Origin of the sequence: Pseudactinotalea suaedae (genome assembly GCF_009733815.1) — a bacterium.
Classification (GTDB): Bacteria; Actinomycetota; Actinomycetes; order Actinomycetales; family Beutenbergiaceae; genus Pseudactinotalea; species Pseudactinotalea suaedae.
The window spans coordinates 348,998-366,113 of sequence record NZ_WNXY01000003.1; the positions used below are offsets into that span (position 1 = coordinate 348,998).

Annotated in this window: 17 protein-coding genes; 9 read left to right on the top strand and 8 right to left on the bottom strand. The window is 72.8% G+C overall.

The features are described 5' to 3' along the window. Positions 1–29: 29 nt before the first annotated feature. The 3 genes from GPA04_RS07175 to GPA04_RS07185 all read right to left on the bottom strand — a co-directional run bounded on the left by GPA04_RS07175 (position 30) and on the right by GPA04_RS07185 (position 2,847). The gene (locus GPA04_RS07175) at positions 30–647 is read right to left on the bottom strand and encodes a nucleotide exchange factor GrpE (protein WP_156223385.1); all 618 of its coding nucleotides are present in this window, start codon (positions 645–647) and stop codon (positions 30–32) included. Then, the gene (gene dnaK / locus GPA04_RS07180) at positions 644–2,515 is read right to left on the bottom strand and encodes a molecular chaperone DnaK (protein ID WP_156223386.1); all 1,872 of its coding nucleotides are present in this window, start codon (positions 2,513–2,515) and stop codon (positions 644–646) included. Before dnaK ends, GPA04_RS07175 begins: the two co-directional genes overlap by 4 nt. Positions 2,516–2,613: 98 nt before the next feature. Continuing rightward, entirely contained in the window at positions 2,614–2,847 is a 234-nt protein-coding gene (locus tag GPA04_RS07185) for a hypothetical protein (RefSeq protein ID WP_241680650.1), read from the bottom strand. Between the two features lie 26 nt (positions 2,848–2,873). On the opposite strand from GPA04_RS07185, the gene GPA04_RS07190 reads away from it, so the two are divergent. Next, positions 2,874–3,401, top strand: a complete 528-nt coding sequence (locus GPA04_RS07190; protein WP_156223387.1) for a CGNR zinc finger domain-containing protein — start codon at positions 2,874–2,876, stop codon at positions 3,399–3,401. Here GPA04_RS07190 and GPA04_RS07195 read toward each other — a convergent pair. Genes GPA04_RS07195 through GPA04_RS07205 form a run of 3 tightly spaced genes read right to left on the bottom strand, consistent with a single transcriptional unit; the run spans position 3,386 to position 7,982 of the window. Further along, positions 3,386–4,357 (bottom strand): NAD-dependent epimerase/dehydratase family protein, encoded by a 972-nt coding sequence (locus GPA04_RS07195; protein ID WP_156223388.1) that lies wholly within the window; start codon positions 4,355–4,357, stop codon positions 3,386–3,388. The genes GPA04_RS07190 and GPA04_RS07195 overlap by 16 nt on opposite strands. Continuing rightward, entirely contained in the window at positions 4,354–7,008 is a 2,655-nt protein-coding gene (locus GPA04_RS07200; RefSeq protein ID WP_156223525.1) for an alpha/beta fold hydrolase, read from the bottom strand. Before GPA04_RS07200 ends, GPA04_RS07195 begins: the two co-directional genes overlap by 4 nt. An 11-nt stretch (positions 7,009–7,019) precedes the next feature. After that, complete coding sequence (locus GPA04_RS07205; protein ID WP_241680651.1) at positions 7,020–7,982, bottom strand: 3-oxoacyl-ACP synthase III; 963 nt, start codon at positions 7,980–7,982, stop codon at positions 7,020–7,022. A gap of 416 nt (positions 7,983–8,398) precedes the next feature. Here GPA04_RS07205 and GPA04_RS07210 point away from each other — a divergent pair, with 416 nt between their 5' ends. Genes GPA04_RS07210 through GPA04_RS07230 form a run of 5 tightly spaced genes read left to right on the top strand, consistent with a single transcriptional unit; the run spans position 8,399 to position 13,018 of the window. Then, positions 8,399–9,337, top strand: coding sequence for an ABC transporter ATP-binding protein (locus tag GPA04_RS07210; RefSeq protein ID WP_156223390.1), 939 nt, complete (start codon positions 8,399–8,401; stop codon positions 9,335–9,337). Then, a complete protein-coding gene (locus tag GPA04_RS07215; protein ID WP_156223391.1) occupies positions 9,334–10,140 on the top strand; it encodes a hypothetical protein in 807 nt (268 codons plus the stop codon). The genes GPA04_RS07210 and GPA04_RS07215 overlap by 4 nt, the downstream gene beginning before the upstream one ends. Beyond that, positions 10,133–10,960, top strand: a complete 828-nt coding sequence (locus GPA04_RS07220; protein WP_156223392.1) for a hypothetical protein — start codon at positions 10,133–10,135, stop codon at positions 10,958–10,960. Before GPA04_RS07215 ends, GPA04_RS07220 begins: the two co-directional genes overlap by 8 nt. Further along, the gene (locus GPA04_RS07225; protein WP_156223393.1) at positions 10,950–12,344 is read left to right on the top strand and encodes a sensor histidine kinase; all 1,395 of its coding nucleotides are present in this window, start codon (positions 10,950–10,952) and stop codon (positions 12,342–12,344) included. The genes GPA04_RS07220 and GPA04_RS07225 overlap by 11 nt, the downstream gene beginning before the upstream one ends. Then, a complete protein-coding gene (locus GPA04_RS07230) occupies positions 12,341–13,018 on the top strand; it encodes a response regulator (RefSeq protein WP_156223394.1) in 678 nt (225 codons plus the stop codon). Before GPA04_RS07225 ends, GPA04_RS07230 begins: the two co-directional genes overlap by 4 nt. Before the next feature lie 24 nt (positions 13,019–13,042). On the opposite strand, the gene GPA04_RS07235 is transcribed toward GPA04_RS07230, so the two are convergent. Continuing rightward, positions 13,043–13,645: a dihydrofolate reductase family protein gene (locus GPA04_RS07235; protein WP_156223395.1), complete on the bottom strand. Its 603-nt coding sequence runs from the start codon at positions 13,643–13,645 to the stop codon at positions 13,043–13,045. Between the two features lie 152 nt (positions 13,646–13,797). Between GPA04_RS07235 and GPA04_RS07240 the strand changes: the two genes are divergently transcribed. The 3 genes from GPA04_RS07240 to GPA04_RS07250 are packed head-to-tail and all read left to right on the top strand — an operon-like array spanning position 13,798 to position 15,694. Next, complete coding sequence (locus GPA04_RS07240) at positions 13,798–14,178, top strand: GntR family transcriptional regulator (protein WP_206674145.1); 381 nt, start codon at positions 13,798–13,800, stop codon at positions 14,176–14,178. Then, positions 14,175–15,050, top strand: a complete 876-nt coding sequence (locus GPA04_RS07245; RefSeq protein ID WP_156223396.1) for an ABC transporter ATP-binding protein — start codon at positions 14,175–14,177, stop codon at positions 15,048–15,050. The genes GPA04_RS07240 and GPA04_RS07245 overlap by 4 nt, the downstream gene beginning before the upstream one ends. Beyond that, complete coding sequence (locus GPA04_RS07250; protein WP_156223397.1) at positions 15,047–15,694, top strand: ABC-2 transporter permease; 648 nt, start codon at positions 15,047–15,049, stop codon at positions 15,692–15,694. Before GPA04_RS07245 ends, GPA04_RS07250 begins: the two co-directional genes overlap by 4 nt. Before the next feature lie 3 nt (positions 15,695–15,697). Here GPA04_RS07250 and GPA04_RS07255 read toward each other — a convergent pair whose 3' ends face one another. Next, the gene (locus tag GPA04_RS07255) at positions 15,698–17,101 is read right to left on the bottom strand and encodes a sn-glycerol-1-phosphate dehydrogenase (RefSeq protein WP_156223398.1); all 1,404 of its coding nucleotides are present in this window, start codon (positions 17,099–17,101) and stop codon (positions 15,698–15,700) included. Positions 17,102–17,116 lie beyond the last annotated feature (15 nt).

A 17,116-nucleotide genomic window follows, 5' to 3' on the forward strand; every position in this document is an offset into this window, starting at 1 on the left:
ACCTCCTCCCGCGGTTCCCACCTCTGTCCTCACTGCGGTCCGACGACGGCGACCCGGGCCGGTCGGATCACGCGGTCGCCTACCCGGTACCCGGGCTGCAGCACCTGCTGCACCGTCTCGCTCGTGGCGTCCTCGCTCTGACTGTGCATCAGCGCCTCGTGGACGCCGGGGTCGAAGTCCTCACCCGGCGCGCCGTACCGCTCCACACCGAAGGTCCCCTCGAGGATCCCTTCGAGCTTCTCGGCGATCGAGGCGAACGGGCCGGTGAGCTCGCCGTGCTGGCGCGACAGCTCGATGTCGTCCAGGACCCCGACGAGCGCCTCCACCACGTCCTCGCGCCCCCGCGCCCGCGCCTCGGTGACCTCGGCGCGAGAGCGCCGCACGTAGGCGTTGAACCGTTGGTCGAGGTTGTAGTTGTCGGCCTTCGCGCGGGCGAGCTGGTCGGTGAGGTCAGCGACCTCGTCCGACCCTGCGGTGGGGTCCTCGGGACCCGACTCGTCCGGGCTCGCTCCGCCGTCGGGAACCTCCCCGACGGCGGCACTCGCCCCGGCCTCGCGCAGCTCGCCCGTCTCGGGGTCGATCCGGCGCTTGTCGCGCACGATCGGCTCGCCCTCGACCTCGGCCCTGTCCTCCGGGCCCGGGGTCACTTGCGGTCCTCCTCCTCGTCGACGATCTCGGCGTCGACCACGTCGTCGTCCTCGACCGGCGCGTCCTCGGTGGGGCTCCCCGTGGGGGCGTCACCGGTGGCCGTGGGGTCGGTCGCGGACTGGGCGTAGAGCGCGTCGCCGATCTTCTGCGAGGCCTCCACGAGCGCGGTCTGCGCCGCGCTGATCGCCTCGATGTCGGTGCCCTCGAGCGCCGTCTTGAGATCCGCGATCTTGGCGCGCACCTCGGTGGTGACGTCCTCCGGGAGCTTCTCCGCGTTGTCGGTCAGGAGCTGCTCGGTCGAGTAGACGAACTGCTCGGCGCTGTTGCGGGTCTCCTGCTCCTGGCGGCGCTGGGCGTCCTCGGCGGCGTGCGCCTCGGCCTCGGCCACCATGCGGTCGATCTCCTCCTTGGAGATGCCGGAGCCGCCGGTGATCGTCATCGACTGCTCCTGGCCGGTGCCCTTGTCCTTGGCGGAGACGTGCACGATGCCGTTGGCGTCGATGTCGAAAGTCACCTCGATCTGCGGCAGTCCGCGACGTGCCGGCGCGATGCCGGTGAGCTCGAAGGTGCCGAGCGGCTTGTTGTCGCGCGCGAACTCACGCTCGCCCTGGAACACCTGGATGAGCACGGAGGGCTGGTTGTCCTCGGCGGTGGAGAAGGTCTCCGAGCGCTTGGTCGGGATCGCGGTGTTGCGGTCGATCAGCTTGGTCATGACGCCGCCCTTGGTCTCGATGCCGAGGGACAGCGGCGTGACGTCGATGAGCAGCACGTCCTTGCGCTCACCCTTGATGACGCCGGCCTGGAGGGCCGCGCCGACGGCGACGACCTCGTCCGGGTTGACGCCCTTGTTGGGCTCGCGGCCACCGGTCAGCTCGGTGACGACCTGGGTCACGGCGGGCATGCGGGTGGACCCACCGACGAGGACCACGTGGTCGATGTCGTTGACGGAGATACCGGCGTCACGGATGACGTTCTGGAACGGCGCCTTGGTCCGCTCGAGCAGGTCCTTGGTCATGTCCTGGAACTGTGCCCGCGAGAGCTTCTCGTCGAGGTGGATCGGGCCGTTCTCGCTCATCGAGAGGTACTGCAGCGAGATGTTGGTCGAGGTCGCGGAGGACAGCTCCTTCTTCGCGGTCTCGGCGGCCTCGCGCAGTCGCTGCAGGGCGATCTTGTCCTTGGACAGGTCGACGCCGCTGGAGTTCTTGACCTGGCCGACGAGCCAGTCGACGATGCGCTGGTCCCAGTCGTCGCCACCGAGGCGGTTGTCGCCGTTGGTGGCCTTGACCTGGATGGTGGAGAAGTCGTCCTCGTCCTTGCCGACCTCCAGGAGCGAGACGTCGAAGGTGCCGCCACCGAGGTCGAAGACCAGGATGAGCTCGTCCTCCTTGCCCTTCTCCAGGCCGTAGGCGAGCGCGGCCGCGGTGGGCTCGTTGACGATCCGCAGCACGTTGAGCCCGGCGATCTGGCCGGCGTCCTTGGTGGCCTGACGCTCCGCGTCGTTGAAGTACGCGGGCACGGTGATGACCGCGTCGGTGACGGGCTCGCCCAGGTAGGACTCGGCGTCCTTCTTGAGCTTGCCGAGCACGCGCGCGGAGATCTCGGGGGCGGTGTAGCCCTTGTCGTCGATGGCCACGGACCAGTCGGTGCCCATGTGGCGCTTCACCGAGGAGATCGTGCGGTCGACGTTCGTGACCGCCTGACGCTTGGCGATCTCGCCGACCAGCACCTCCCCGCTCTTGCTGAACGCGACGACGGACGGCGTGGTCCGGGCGCCCTCGGCGTTCGCGATGACGGTGGGCTCGCCACCTTCGAGGACGGCGACGACGGAGTTCGTCGTGCCCAGGTCGATTCCGACCGCACGTGCCATGAGTGTCTCCTTGGTTGTTGAGTCTTGAGGGCTCAAGTCTGCTCACGCAGACCGATCTGTCAAACTGACTTGAGTCTAAGAGGCTCAACTCTTGTGGATCAAGGATTGTTCCCGACGGCGGAGATCGATCTCGTGAGCGCGGTCGGGGGCGCGTCGGATCGCCTCTGGAGGTCGATGCGCTGGGCGCGGCAGCCTCCGCAGCGGACGTAGAGGACGTCTCCCTCGGAGGTGCGGTGCCGCGACTCGGTGACCCAGGCGTGCTCGTGCGAGGGGGTCCGGGTGCTGGCGGGTGCGGGCTGGGACGCGGTGCGGATGTCGCTGGTGGCGCTCATGTCACCCAGCGTGGTGTCATGGTCTTATGCATCTCAACCCTTACGGCGAGTATGCGGTCCTGCTCGCGGCCTCCTTGGCGAACTCCTGGCCGGAGGACCGCGACGGCATCGTGGACCGCACGCGCGAGTTCGGCATGACGATGCGGTTCGGATCGGCGCCGGGTGACCACGACGGCGTGCGCCAGGTGATCGACGACTGGCTCCGCGTCGTCGACGCCTCCGACCCGGATGAGCGCGCCGCGCTGCTCAACGCGGAGATGGCCGCCGCCGCGGCGTACCCGCGGCTGACCGATCACGACGGCGAGGGCTGGCACCTGCACTACCGCGACGAGCAGGACGCACTGCCGGCCGTGCTGCGCGCCGTCATCGGCGTCGGGACCGCCCTGCATCTGGTCACCCGGGGCATGCACCGGCTGGGGCGCTGCGGCTCGGCACCCTGCACGAACGTGGTGGTCGACGTCACCCGCAACGGCCGGCAGCAGTACTGCTCGGTCCGGTGCGCCAACCGCGCCGCGGTGCGCCGGCACCGCGGGCGGTCTCAGCCCTCGCCGTAGTGCTGCGCCAGCCGGACCATGCCCTCCTCGATGCTGACCCGCGGTTGCCACGACAGGGCCGCACGCGTCTCGCGCTGGTCGAACCAGTGCGCGGTGGAGAGCTGCTCGGCCAGGAACCGCGTCATCGGCGGTTCGTCCCGCCCGGGCCGCACCGCCCAGACCCGCTCGACGGCGCCCCCGACGGCGCGAGCCAGCGCGCCAGGAACCCGCCACGACGGGACGGGCACACCGGCCGCCCGGCACATGCCGCCCAGCAGCTCGGCGACGGGGCGCGGTTCACCGTTCGTGACGACGAGGGCGCGGCCGTGCGCCACGTCGGCGCGTTCCACGGCCGCGAGCATCGCGCCGGCCGCGTTGTCCACGTAGGTGGAGTCGATGAGGGCCGCCCCCTGGTCGAGCAGCGGCAGCCGCCGGCGGCGGGCACGATCGACGATCCGCGCCACCAGCTGGGGATCGCCCGGACCCCACACGAGATGCGGGCGGACCGCGAGGACCGCCAGCTCCGGGGAGTCGTAGGAGAGCGCGAGCAGCTCGGCGGCGGCCTTGGTCCGCGCGTAGTGGCCCCGTGCGCCCTCGGGGTCGGCGGGCTCGGCGCCGACGCCGACCAGGGAGCGCCCCAGGTGCGCGACCGAGGGCGAGGAGACCTGCACGAACCGCTGCACCCCTGCGGCCCGGGCCGCCTCCAGCAGCCGCCGCGTGCCCTCGACGTTGACCCGCGCGAACTCGGCGGCCTCGCCCGCCAACGACACCTTCGCGGCGAGGTGCACGACCGCGTCCTGGCCCTGGGTGGCGCGGGCCACCACGGCCGCGTCGGTGACGCTGCCGCCGACGTCACGCACGCCGAGGACGCCGCTGGGCCGCCGCTGCAGCGTAGTGACCTCGTGACCGGCCTGGGCGATCCTGGCCGCGACGGCGCGACCGAGGAAGCCGCTCGCGCCCGTGACCAGGACCTTCATCGCGGAGCCCCGGCGCGTTCGCCTGCGAGCAGCCGCTGCGCCCACGCGGCCAGCGCCGCCCGGTCGATCTTGGAGTTGTGCCGGATGTCGGTGGGCAGCTCGGGCACCACGAGCACGGCCACGAGCGGTGTGCCGCACGCGGCACGCACCTGATCGGCGAGGGCGGCCGGGGCCAGGCCCGCACGCCTCGCCTGCGGGTGGGTCTCCACGACCGCGACAGCGTGCTGGACGCCCGCCGGACCGACGCCCACGACGGCCGCGCGCCGCACGACCGCGGCGCGCTCGATCTCCTGCTCCGGCCCGACCGGACCGAGCGGCCCTTCCGGGTTCGTGATCACGTGCGCGAGCCGGCCCTCGATCCACAGCCGGCCCTCGACGTCGAGATGGCCCACGTCGCCCGTGCGGTGCCAGCGACCGCCGTCGGGCGCGTCGCGGGTGGCCTCGAGGTCGGTGAGGTGGAGCCGGTGGTAGCTGTCCTTGAGGTGCGGCGCGCTCACCAGGATCTCCCCGAGCATCCCGGGGTCCCGGGTCGGCGCACCCACGGCTGCGCCGGTGCCGTCGAGAGCGCTGATGAGCACCTGCGCGTCGTGCACGGGCCGCCCCACGCACACCCCGGCGTCGTCGGCGTCCGCGAGGGCGGCGATCTCCGGGAGCGTGATGTCGGTGACGAGCAGGCACTCGGTCATGCCGTACGGGGAGTGCGCGGTGGCCGCCGGCATCAGCTCGGCCACGGAGCCGAGGAGCTGGGCGCTGACCGGGGCACCGGTGGAGAGCAGCTGGGTGACGCCACGCAGCGCGGCGCGGTCGTTCGCGGTCAGGTCACCAGCGGTGCGGGCGACGTTGAGGACGGCGGCCGGTGAGAGGAACACGGTCGTGGCGCCCGAGGCGGTCACGGCGTCGGCCACGGCGCGTGCGGTGAGCGTGCGGGGTGCCGAGACGTCCATGTCGGGTGTGGCCGACCGGGTCCCGAGTGCGGGGCCGAGGAGGGCGAAGGGAGCGAACCCGGTGACCAGCCCGGTCTCGGGGCGCAGGCCGAGCTCGGCGGCGAGCACGTCCCGGACGGCAGCGAGCTGGGCGTGCGTGTACCGCACCCCCTTGGCCGGCCCTGTGGAGCCCGAGGTGAAGAGCACGGCGGCGTCGGCGTCCGGGCCCGGATGGGGCGGGAGGCGCGCGCCCTCGGCGAGGGCGCGGTCGCCGTCGCGCATGAGCGCGGGGAGCGAGGCGCTCACGCCCAGGGCGGCCGCCACGGGGGCGGCGAGGGTGCGTGCCGAGATCCGCCGGCCGGGCCAGCCCAGCGCCCGGGCGGCGGTCAGCCCGCGACGCTCGCCGATCACGACGTCGGGCTGCGCGCCCCGCACCGCGCGCGAGAGCCCGGCGACCCCGAGGCCCGCATCGGCCACGACGACCACGGCGCCGATCCGCAGGCACGCGTACACGCCCGCCGTCAGTGTCGGCCCCGGCGGGACGAGCAGGCTCACACGATCGCCCGGCCGGACCCCGGCGGCCAGCAGGCCCGCGGCGAGGCGTTCGACGTTGCGGGCCAGCAGCCGCCAGCTGACACGGACCGGCGGCTGCGCCGCCATGTCGACGACGGCGACGCGCGGATCCTCGGCGCGCTCCTCCAGGGCGGAGCCCAGGGGCCGGAAGGCGGGATCGGGATCGGGCTTGGGCTCGGGCTCGGGCTGTGCGGTCGCGTCCGGCGCGGCCGGGACGGGCAGCCAGTCGAGCACCGCTCCTGCCCACGTCACGTCCTCGGCCACCAGGTGGCCGGCACCCTCGAAACGGTGCACGCGGGCGTGCGGCATCCGGTCGAGGAGGTCGTCGAGGTAGCGGTCGCTGAAGATCGGGTCGCGCGGACCCCAGAGCAGCAGGGCGGGCACCCGCAGCCGGCGCAGCCCGGCGGCGATCGCCGCGAGGGCCGGCGTGCTCGGGTGGTTCTCGCCCACGGGGATGTCCGCGACGAAGTCACCGATCGCGCGTCGCCGCGCGGCGCCGCGGTAGGGCGCGCGGTAGGCCTCCCGGACCGGGGCCGCCAACGGCGGCCGCGCGAGCGCGAGGGTGGTCTCCAGGAACGCGGTGCTCGCGCGCGTCGCGGCGGGGAGCACACCGGTGGCGCCCGCGAGCCGCAGCGGCGCCGGGATCGGCCCGCAGCCGCGGTGCACGGCCGTGTTGAGCAGGGCGATGCCCGCCAGCTGCTCCGGGTGCGCGAGCGCCCAGCCGAGGCTGATGGCACCGCCCCAGTCGTGACCGAGCGTGACGACCGGCCCGCGGATCTCCAGCGCAGCCGTGAGGGCGCCGAGGTCGGCGACGCGCTGGGCGAGACCGCGCACCACCCCGGTGCGCTCGGAGAAGCCCATCTCGAGCTGGTCGACGGCGACCACGCGCCAGGCCGGGCCGCCCGCGTCCGCCTGGACGAGGCTCGCCGTCAGCAGCGAGCGCCACAGGTAGGACCAGGTGGGGTTGCCGTGGACGGCCAGCACGGTGCCGGCGATCTCGTGCCCGCCACGCTCCAGCACCGGTCCGGTGTCCAGCACGTGCCAGGAGCGAAGGAGGTCGGGGGCACCGCCGTCGGCGGCCGCGCCGGGGACGCGCACGACCCGGCTCCAGGCGCCGTCGAGGCCGGGGAGCGTGTCACGGAGCTCGGCGGGCATGCCGGCCTCGGTCACCAGGCGAGCTCCATCAGCGCGGTGTTCAGACCGGAACCGACACCCATGAGCAGCACGCGGTCGCCCGACCGGAGGGAGTCCTGCTCGGCGGCGAGGGTGATCGGCAGCGAGGCCGGACCCACGTTGCCGAGGGTCGGGAACGTGGTCGGCACCTTGGCGGGGTCCAGGTCGACCGCCTCGGTGATGGCGTCGGTGTGCGACCGGGACACCTGGTGGGTGACGAACCGGTCGGCTCGCGACCAGTGCCACTCGGGCTCCGCCTCGTGCCACGCGGAGACCACGAGGTCGAGCCCGCCCTTGAGGAGGCCGGCAGCGTCGGTGAACATGCCTTCGGCGCTACCGACGCACAGCTCGTGGTACTGCGTCGCTGCGCGCGTCACGCCGCCGAGAAAGCGATGGCTCCCGGGGTGGTGGTCGGCGACGCCCATCACCGCGGCGGCCGCACCGGAGCCCAGGGTGAGGGTGGCGAACTCCTGCATGAACTCGTCGCGGTCCGGGTTCCCGCTCCGGAGCCGCTCGATGGTGGTGGCGTGGACGTCGTCCGCGTTCTCCCCGGCGACGATGAGGGCGTGCCGGATCTGCCCGGTCTCGATCATGCTGCTGGCCAGACTCATCCCGTTGACGAATCCGAGGCAGGCGTTCGTCACGTCGAAGTTCACCGCCGAGGTCGGCAGACCGAGACGGTGGTGCAGCTGGACCGCCACCGAGGGCTCCAGGTGCGGTCGCGAGACCGAGGTGTTGATGAGGAGATCGATCTCGCCGGGCTTGACGTTCGCCTGCGCCATGGCGCGGTTGGCGGCGTCGATCGCCCCGGTGTGCATGTCTTCGCCGGGGGACCAGGTGCGCCGCTCCAGGATCCCCGCGACGCGCTCGAGCAGCGTCCGCGGCAGCCGGAGCCGGTCGAGGACGTCGGCGAGCTGGTCCTGGATCTGCGCCGACGTCGTGACCGTGCCTGGCATGCCCGCAGCGACCGAGAGCATGGCCGCTCGGGTGAATCGGGCGGTGGCGTTTCCGTGCACGTGCGTCCTGTCTGCAGGTGATGGCTGCTTCTCCCGTGGCGGTGCGCACGAGGGGGACCGAGCCCGCCAGGATACTGAGCGCCTCTGCCCTCGGGATGCGATGGCCGTCGGGATGCGATGCGCAGGTACTGCGCTCTTCGGGCCAACGTACGGGTTCTTCGGTCTGTTCCACGAGCAACCGGCGGGCAGGGGCCGGCCGCCGCGAGGAGGAGCGCATCGCGGCGCCTCCTCCTCCTCCTCGAGGATGAGCACGCTCCGAGCGATCTCGTCGCACGGGACGTGGGCACGGGACCGGGATCTTCCTAGCGTCGTCGGTGTCGCGGGAACCATCCTGCGCAGCACCGAGAGGAGACGTCATGATCGAGGTGACGGACCTGACCAAGCGCTACGGGTCGACGACGGCGGTGAACGGGTTGACCTTCACGGTCAGCCCGGGCGCCGTCACCGGGTTCCTGGGACCCAACGGGGCCGGGAAGTCCACGACCATGCGGATGATCGTCGGCCTGGCGCGGCCGAGCGCGGGGACCGCCACCGTGAACGGTCACCGCTACGCCGATCTGCGAGCACCGCTGCAGGAGGTCGGCGTCATGCTCGACGGACGCTCGGTGCACCCGGGCCGCACCGCGTACGGGCACCTCATGGGACTGGCCCGGACGCACGGCATCGGCCGTGCCCGGGTACGGCAGGTGATCGGGCTGGCCGGGCTGGAGTCGGTCGCACGGCGGCGCGTGGGCGGCTACTCGCTCGGGATGACGCAGCGACTCGGTGTCGCCGCCGCGCTGCTCGGCGATCCGCCCACGCTCATCCTCGACGAGCCGGTCAACGGCCTCGACCCCGACGGCGTGCTGTGGATCCGGAACCTGCTCCGGACGCTCGCCGACGACGGCCGCACCGTCTTCCTGTCCTCTCACCTCATGGCCGAGCTCGCCGAGTGCGCGGACCGCGTCGTGGTCATCGGGCGAGGCCGGCTGCTGGCGGACGACGACCTCGCCACGCTGGTAGCACGCACCGCCCGCAGCGGGCTGGTGCGGGTGCGGACGACCGAGGCCGATCGGCTCGCCGGATCGTTGACCGCCGCCGGGGCGAGCACCCGCGCCGTGGCCGCCGACACGCTGGAGGTCTCCGGGATGGACGCCGGCGCCGTGGGGGCCGCTGCGGCGGCGCTCGGCGTCGCGGTGCTCGAGCTCGGCACCGTGGCGGGCACGCTGGAGGAGGCGTACCTCGATCTCACGGCCGACGCCGTCGAGTACGGCGGACAGCAGCGAGCTCGTGCGACCGTGCAGGCCGAGCGATGACCGCGGTCGTGGCAGCCACCGGGCTGCCCAGCAGCGCCGGGGTCCACCTCGGACGCGTGCTGAGGTCGGAGTGGGGCAAGTCCTGGGGGCTGCGGTCGACCCGGTGGGCGGTGGCGGCCACGGTCGCCATCAACGCCTCGATGGCGCTGCTGATGAGTCTCGACAGCCTGGTGGGGGCCGAGGGCTACGGCAACAGCCTCGCCTACGTGGTCGCGGGCAACTTCCTGTTCGCCCAGCTCCCGTTGCTGGTCTACGGCGCCCTGATGGGGGCTGGTGAGTTCTCGACGGGGAGCGCAGCCTCGACGCTCTCGGCCGTGCCTCGGCGGGGGCTCGTGCTGCTCGCCAAGACGCTGACGGCCGCCGGCACCGCGGCGGTGGCTGCCATCGCGGCCGTGGTGGTCTCGGCTGCGATCCTGCTGGTCGGGCCGCTGGGACCCGACCTGCACGTCGCGCTCGACGACGGCCAGTCCGTGCGCATCCTGGTCGGCGGCGCGGTGACGCTGGTGCTGCTGGCGGTGCTCGCGCTCGGCGTCGGGGCGCTGCTGCGACGCCCGTTGGTGGCGATCGCCGTGATGTTCGCGCTCGGGATGTCCGAGCTCGCGCTGATAGGTGCCGACGCGGTGGCACAGTGGCTGCCTGGGCACGCCCTGCTCGCCGTCACCGCTCTGAATGAGTTCGTCGACCTCGTCGCCTCGATGGGCACGACCGTGGTCGGCCCGTGGGGCAGCGTCGGGGTGCTGGGGGCATGGGCGCTGCTGGCGCTGCTGCTCGCCGGGGCGCGCCTGCGTCGATCCGATGTCTGAGCCGGTCCGCCTGGTGGTCGGCAGCTCGGTGGGGCTGCCGGCCCGGCGGGGGGTCGGTCTCCTGCGCGTGCTGCGGTCGGAGTGGGTGAAGGCGTGGACGGTGCCCGCCACCTTCTGGTGCGTGGGGGCCACGATGGTGCTGCACGCCGCGGTCGGCCTCTGGGTCGGGTACAACGCCGAGGCAGCCGCGGCCGGTGGCCTGTCCTATCTCCTCACCATCGGGCTCGCCGGGTCCCAGGTGCCGCTGCTGATGCTCGGGGTGATCACCGCCGCGGGCGAGCACCAGGACGGCAGCGCGCGAGCCACCTACGTGGCGGTGCCGCGGCGGCTGCCGGTGCTGGTGGCGACGGCGGTCACCGTCGCCACGATCGCGGTCCTCGCCGCCGTCTTCGCGCTGGCGACGACCTGGCTCGCGCTGCTCGCGTTCCGGGACCGCCCGGGCGTGGTCCTCGCGGCGCCCGACGGCGACCTGGGCCGGGTGGTTCTCGGCACCGTGCTGTACCTCGTCACCGTGACGCTGCTGGCGCTGGCGATCGGGGCCGCGCTGCGGCGGCCGGCGGCCGCGACGGTCGTCGCGATCACGCTGCTGCTGGTGCTCGAGCAGGCGCTCACAATGATGGGGACGTCCGCCGCCACGACGGTGCGCTCGGTGCTGCCGGGCTGGGCGGGAAGGCTGGCGGCCACCCCCACCCAGTCGCTCAGGCTCGCCGAGCAGGCGGGTGCGCAGCCCGGGCCGTGGCAGGGCTACGGCATCCTGGTGGCGTGGACCCTCGCCGCTCTCCTCGTCGCCGCCCTGGTGGTGCGTCGTCGTGACGTCTGAGGTCCGGGCCGCGCCGCGGCGCGGCAGCCCGCGGTGGTGGCGGCAGCACCCCCGGGCGGCCGACACCGCCGTCTGTGCGGCGTTCGCGCTGTGCGCCCTGCTCACGGTCGCGCTCTTCACCATCCCCGCCGTCATCTGGTACAACTACCCGCCCGGCTCCCCGATGGCGAACCGGGTCACGGTGCTGGGGGTCGTCGTCGCCGTCGCCGGTACCGCGATGCTGCGGTGGCGCCGGCGGTTCCCGGTCCCGGTCGCCCTCGGCTTCGCGGTGCTGGCGCTCGTGTCGCTGCTGCTGACCGCCGGCAGCGGTGTGACGACGATCGGGCTCGCCCTGGCGACGTACGCGGTCGCCGCGTCCCGCAGCAGCATCACCGCCTGGACCTTGGCGATCGCGACGTGGGCGGTCCTCAGCGTCGCCCACTGGAACCTGCTCAGCGTCACCTACCTCGACCTGATGGGGCTGGGGTGGCTGCAGACGCGCCCCGGGCACCTCCAGAACCCTCCCGGAGGCCTGACCCCGGAGCAGTGGACCGGCACCGAGCTCGCGCCGGTGACCTCGGACCCGGTCAAGGTGACCGCCGTGGTCACGATCGCGGCCCTGCTGCTGCTGGCCGTGGCGCTCGGCACCAACGCCCGGCTGCGACGTCAGCGCGAGGACGCGCAGCGGGAGCGCGAGCGCACGCTGCGTCGGGAGGAGCAGCAGAACGCGCTGCTCGCGCGGGTGACCGAGCGCACGCACATCGCCCGCGAGGTGCACGACGTCATCGCGCACAGCGTCTCCGTCATGGTCGCCCTGGCCGACGGTGCGGGCGCCGTCGCCGCGACCTCGCCCGAGGAGGCGAGGGTCGCGATGCGGGAGGTCTCCCAGACCGGACGGGCGGCGCTGGCGGACATGAAGCGCGTGCTGCTGGCGCTCGACGACGCCCCGGCCGCGACCGGCGACGACGAGGACCTGGCCACCATGGTGTCCCGCTTCCGGCTGGCAGGGCTGCCGGTGACCGCGACCGGTCTGGACACCGCGCTGCCGGAAGCGGCGATCGCGCTCGCGGCCCGCCGCATCCTGGCCGAGTCGCTGACGAACGTGCTGCGGCACGCACCCGGTGCCGACGAGGTGAGCGTCGCCGTCGGGCACTCCGAGGAGGTCGTCACGATCGAGGTGACCAACGGCGCCGGCGGCGACACGACCGCCGTCGAGAAGCTGGGAGCAGGGCGCGGGCTGACGGGTATGCGGGAGCGCGCCGAGCTGCTCGGCGGGACGGTCGATGCCGGACCGGTGCCGGGCGGCGGCTGGCGGGTGGCCGCGACGCTGCCGGCGCGTGCACCGCGCAGCGAGCCGGCGGAGCGGGCCGAGCCGGCCGTGGCGGCCCAGGGAGGCCACGCATGACGACGACGGTGCTGCTGGTGGACGACCACGCGCTGCTGCGCAAGGGGTTCCGGATGGTGCTGCAGGCCGAGCCCGACCTCGAGGTCCTCGGCGAGGCGGCGGACGGCCGGGTGGCGGTCGAGCAGGTGAAGGCGCTGCGGCCCGACGTGGTGCTCATGGACGTCCGTATGCCCGGCGGCGACGGCATCACCGCGACCGAGCAGATCGTCGCGGCGCACCCGGGCAGCCGCGTGCTGGTGCTGACGACCTTCGACCTCGACGAGTACGCCTTCGGTGCGCTCCGTGCCGGCGCGAGCGGCTTCCTGCTCAAGAACACCGAACCTGCCCAGCTGGTCGAGGCGATCCGCACGGTGGCGAGCGGTGACGCCGTGGTCGCCCCGCGCGCGACCCGGCGGATGCTGGAGCTGCTCTCGGGCAAGCTGCCGCGCGAGGACGCGGTCCACGACGGCCCGCACCCGAGGCTCGCCGGCCTGACCCCGCGCGAGCTCGAGGTGCTCCAGCTGATGGCCGAGGGGATGTCGAACGCGGAGATCGCCGACCACCTGGTGCTCTCGAGCACCACGGTCAAGACTCACGTGGGCAACGTGCTCGCGAAGCTCGGCGCACGAGACCGCGTGCAAGCGGTCGTGATCGCGTTCCAGACCGGGCTCGCCGCCGCCGACACCGGCCGCTGACCACCGCGCCACCCTCGGAGGGTCTCAGTCCGCGTGCCGGAGCTGCGGCCCGACGCCCGCGGGTACCGACGTGTGGAGGTGCGGCGCGTAGACGAGCTTCATCGTCCGGCCGTCGAGCACCGTGGACTCGACGAGCTCGAGGTCGAGCTCCGGGCCCTCGAGGAACAGCGAGGCGTATCCCTTCTTCCCCGTGATCGCCGGGAAGACCATCACCTCGAGCCGGTCGACCAGGCCGGCGGCCAGCAGCGCGCGGTTCAGGGAGATGCTGCCGTGGGACCGCATCGGGATGTCGGTGGTGCGCTTCAGGCGTTCGATCGCCGTGACGGCGTCCTCGTGCAGGACCGTCGAGTGCTCCCAGCCGGGCGACCGAGGATCGAGCGTGCTCGAGAACACGATCTTCGGCAGCTGGTTGAGGCTGTCGTAGTACGGCTCGTCGTAGGTGGTGACGAAGGACGCGAACTCGCGGAACGTGGTCGCGCCGAACACCAGCACCTGGTCCTGGGCGAAGGTACGCACCCGGTCGTCACGGAGCTCGGGACCCTCCTTGCCCCAGTACCCCGGCCATCCCGTGGCCGAGCCGTGGCCGTCGAGGCTGCAGAAGTAGTCGACGGTGAAGGTGGCGCTCATGGTGATGCTCCTGTTCTCCAGGCCGTCGCTGGTCGGCGGCTCCACCACTGCCACGAACGGGATCGACCCGATCGGACAACGTCCTGCCTGGACCGGCTGTTGCGCCGTCCGGGCATGGTCGTTACTGTACTGCTGTACCCATACAGTTGGAGATGGCGATGCAGATCCTGCTCTCGACGAGCTCGGGCGTCCCGATGTACGAGCAGATCAAGACGCAGATCCGCTCCGCCATCTACAGCGGCGACCTGCCTGTCGGAGACCGGCTGCCGTCGCTGCGACAGCTCGCCGCCGACCTGCGCGTGAGCCTCATGACCGTCACCCGCGCCTACAACGACCTCGTCGCGGAACGAGTCGTCGTCAACGAGCACGGCCGCGGGTTCGTGGTCGTCGCCGTGGATCCCGACCAGGCCCGCGACGCCCTGCGGCATCGCCTCGACGCCGCCGTCACCGACGTGATCGGCGCCGCCCGCGACGCCCGACTCAGCCGCGCCGAGCTGGACACCCTCCTCGACGAGAAGTGGAGCACCACATGACCTCGACAGCGATCTCGGTGAGAGGACTCACCCACACGCAAGGAGCCTTCCGCCTCGACGAGGTGGACCTCGAGCTCCCGACCGGACTCGTCATGGGCTTCGTCGGGCCGAACGGGGCAGGCAAGACGACGACGATCCGCGCCCTGCTCGGCATGCTCCAGCCGGACGCCGGGTCCGTCGAGCTGCTCGACGGGCAGCGACCCGGCACCGCCGCCGTGAACGCACGCGTCGGAGCCGTTCTCGACCAGCCCTTCCTCTCCCCCGACTGGAAGGTCTCGAGCCTGCACCGGCACGTGGGGCGGTTCTCTCCCACCTGGGACGACGAGCTGTTCCGGTCCCTCCTTGACCGGTTCGACGTCGCCCGCGACTCCCGGATCGGCACGCTCTCCCGGGGGCAGGGTGTCAAGGTGTCGCTCGCCGTCGCGCTCGCGCACCACCCCGAGCTGCTCGTGCTCGACGAGCCGACGAGCGGCCTCGACCCCGTGTCCAGGGCCGACCTGGTGGACCTGCTGCGCGACTTCATGGTCGACGAGAGGCACAGCGTTCTGTTCTCCACCCACATCACCTCCGACCTCGACAGCCTGGCCGACCTCATGCTGGTGATCGACAGCGGCCGCATCGAGTACTCCGGCACCCTCGACGAGCTGCGCGAGGAGTTCGCCATGGTGCACGGCACCGAACAGCTCAGCGACGAGGCCGCGAGCGCCATCCTCGGTCTGCGCCGCACGGGTGCCCGCTTCGACGGCCTCATCCACACCGCCTCGACGCCGCTCTTCGGCCCGACGACGGTCATCGATGCGGCCACCACCGACGACGTCGTCGTCCACCTCGCCCGTCGCGACGACACCCGACTGCACCAGGAGGCCTCATGATCGCCACCTTCGCCGGCTTCGACCTCATGAGCACCACGACGCCGCTCACACGTTTCCTGCCGTCCGTGGCGGCGATCGTGGCCGCCGCCGTGCTCACGCCGCTGCCGGCCTTCGGGATCCTCGCGGCCGCCGTGCTCATGGTGCTGCTCGCACCTCGCACGTTCGCCAACGACGAGCGCGGCCGCCTCGACACCCTCTACGCGACGCTCCCGATCTCCCGCCGCGCGGTCGTCGTCGGGCGCTACGTCGCCCTCATCGCGCTCTACCTGACGCTGGCCGCCGTCGGTACGGCTGCGGCCGTCGCCGTCACCCTCGTGCAGGATCAGCAGGTCTCGCTGGTGCAGCTCGGCCTGGTCAACCTGGCGTGCCTCGCGTTCTTCCTTCTCGTGATCGCGGTGCAGCTGCCGTTCTTCTTCGCCGTCGGCTTCGTCCGGGCCCGACCGATGATGTACATCCCGGTGATCGCGGGAGCCGGCGCCCTCTGGCTCGCCGGCCGGCTCGGCCTGCAGGAGCGGATCGACCTCGATGCGCTCACGGCGCTGCACCCCGCCGCCCTGGTGGCGCTGTCGGCGCTGGCTCTCGCGGCCGCCGTGACGATCTCCGCCGTCATCGCCGCCCGGCAGTACGCGCGCCGGTCGCTGTGAGGATCACGGGGGCGTCGTGACGGTGCCCGGCGGCTCGGAGGAGTCGGACGACGCGCCAGACCGATGCCGGCCCCAGAACCCGGTGGCTGCGAACAGGTTGTCGACCACCTGGTCGAGCATCCCGCAGTCCTCGAGCACGTCGAGGATCGTGTAGCGACGGCGGATCATCCTCGCCATCTGGTGGGTGGCGCGGAACCGGTCCATGTCGATGCCGATCAGCGTCGGGTGGTGCGGCGCTCCCGCGACCCGCAGCATGTCCATCATCTCGGCGGCGCTCACCAGCTGCGGGCGCACCCGTTCGACGACGGTGGGCCACCGCTCCACGACCAGCCGTAGCCGGTCCCGCAGCTCGGCTCCTCGGAGCTGCTTGCTCTGCGAGGCCGCGACCGACTCGTCGGCGAACGCCTCCGGCAGCGCGGCCCTCACCCGGGTCTCGACCTGCTCAGGTGACGGCGCCCGGGCGACGACGCGTTCGACGTCGAGCGCACGCAGGTCCAGGGCGAGCGAGGCCTCCCACAGCGCACAGGAGGCGATCGACCCGATCCCGACCTTGAACCCGTGCGACAGCGGCGGCTCCCAGGTCAGGCCGTGGCCGGACATCTCCCACGTGTGCGAGAACTGGTGCCCCGCGCCGGAGGCCGGCCGCGACGACTTCGCCGCCTGCATCCCCAGGCCCGAGAGCAGCAGCGACTCGGTGAGAGCGGCGACCGCCTCCGGCTCCGCGCGTGCGATCGCTGCGGGACGCCGCAGCACGGCGCGCGCCGACTCCTGCACCAACGACCACGCGGCCGGATGGATGGGCTCGATCCCGAGCTCGTCCGCGAGGATCCAGTCGGCACCGGCGGGGATCTTCTCCGACAGGTCGCCGTACCCGGTCGCCGTCAGGCGTTGCGGTGCCGCCTGCAGCACATCCAGGTCGGCGATCACGCCGGCCGGTGCCGGGCAGCTCCGCGTGGCCTTGAAGCCGTCGATGGCGATCGAGGCCCCGAACGCGCTGTAGCCGTCGACCGAGGCAGCGGTGCACACGTGCAGATAAGGCCGCTCGAGCTCACCCGAGGCCAGCTTGGTGATGTCGTTGAGGGTGCCGGCCCCGATCGAGCACGCGATCGCGCCCGGGAGCGAGGCCAGCCGATCCCGAACGGCCTCGACGGCGGGGTACCCCGCGTACAGCGTGGGTGCGCCCGGGAGCACCATCGGCTCCGCCGCCAGGACCACTCCGGCCGCCCGCAGCGAGGCGACCACCTGCTCGCCGGCGCACCCGAAGGTGTTCTCGTCCGCGACCACCAGCGCCGACCGACCCGCGAACAGCTCGACGAACATCGGGCCCGTCCGGTCCAGCACCCCGCGGCCGAGCTCGATGGCGCGGGTCTGATCAGCAGAGCGCAGGGCGTCGGCGATCCGGGTCATGCGCTTCCTCGCCGA

Excerpts from the sequence above, each read along its gene's own strand:
- GPA04_RS07255 (WP_156223398.1), bottom strand. The coding sequence starts at position 17,101 with ATGACCCGGATCGCCGACGCCCTGCGCTCTGCTGATCAGACCCGCGCC.
- GPA04_RS07195 (WP_156223388.1), bottom strand. The coding sequence starts at position 4,357 with ATGAAGGTCCTGGTCACGGGCGCGAGCGGCTTCCTCGGTCGCGCCGTC.
- GPA04_RS07245 (WP_156223396.1), top strand. The coding sequence starts at position 14,175 with ATGACCTCGACAGCGATCTCGGTGAGAGGACTCACCCACACGCAAGGA.
- GPA04_RS07200 (WP_156223525.1), bottom strand. The coding sequence starts at position 7,008 with ATGCCCGCCGAGCTCCGTGACACGCTCCCCGGCCTCGACGGCGCCTGG.
- GPA04_RS07190 (WP_156223387.1), top strand. The coding sequence starts at position 2,874 with ATGCATCTCAACCCTTACGGCGAGTATGCGGTCCTGCTCGCGGCCTCC.
- dnaK (WP_156223386.1), bottom strand. The coding sequence starts at position 2,515 with ATGGCACGTGCGGTCGGAATCGACCTGGGCACGACGAACTCCGTCGTC.
- GPA04_RS07250 (WP_156223397.1), top strand. The coding sequence starts at position 15,047 with ATGATCGCCACCTTCGCCGGCTTCGACCTCATGAGCACCACGACGCCG.
- GPA04_RS07230 (WP_156223394.1), top strand. The coding sequence starts at position 12,341 with ATGACGACGACGGTGCTGCTGGTGGACGACCACGCGCTGCTGCGCAAG.
- GPA04_RS07210 (WP_156223390.1), top strand. The coding sequence starts at position 8,399 with ATGATCGAGGTGACGGACCTGACCAAGCGCTACGGGTCGACGACGGCG.
- GPA04_RS07185 (WP_241680650.1), bottom strand. The coding sequence starts at position 2,847 with ATGAGCGCCACCAGCGACATCCGCACCGCGTCCCAGCCCGCACCCGCC.
- GPA04_RS07205 (WP_241680651.1), bottom strand. The coding sequence starts at position 7,982 with ATGCCAGGCACGGTCACGACGTCGGCGCAGATCCAGGACCAGCTCGCC.
- GPA04_RS07215 (WP_156223391.1), top strand. The coding sequence starts at position 9,334 with ATGACCGCGGTCGTGGCAGCCACCGGGCTGCCCAGCAGCGCCGGGGTC.
- GPA04_RS07240 (WP_206674145.1), top strand. The coding sequence starts at position 13,798 with ATGGCGATGCAGATCCTGCTCTCGACGAGCTCGGGCGTCCCGATGTAC.
- GPA04_RS07220 (WP_156223392.1), top strand. The coding sequence starts at position 10,133 with ATGTCTGAGCCGGTCCGCCTGGTGGTCGGCAGCTCGGTGGGGCTGCCG.
- GPA04_RS07235 (WP_156223395.1), bottom strand. The coding sequence starts at position 13,645 with ATGAGCGCCACCTTCACCGTCGACTACTTCTGCAGCCTCGACGGCCAC.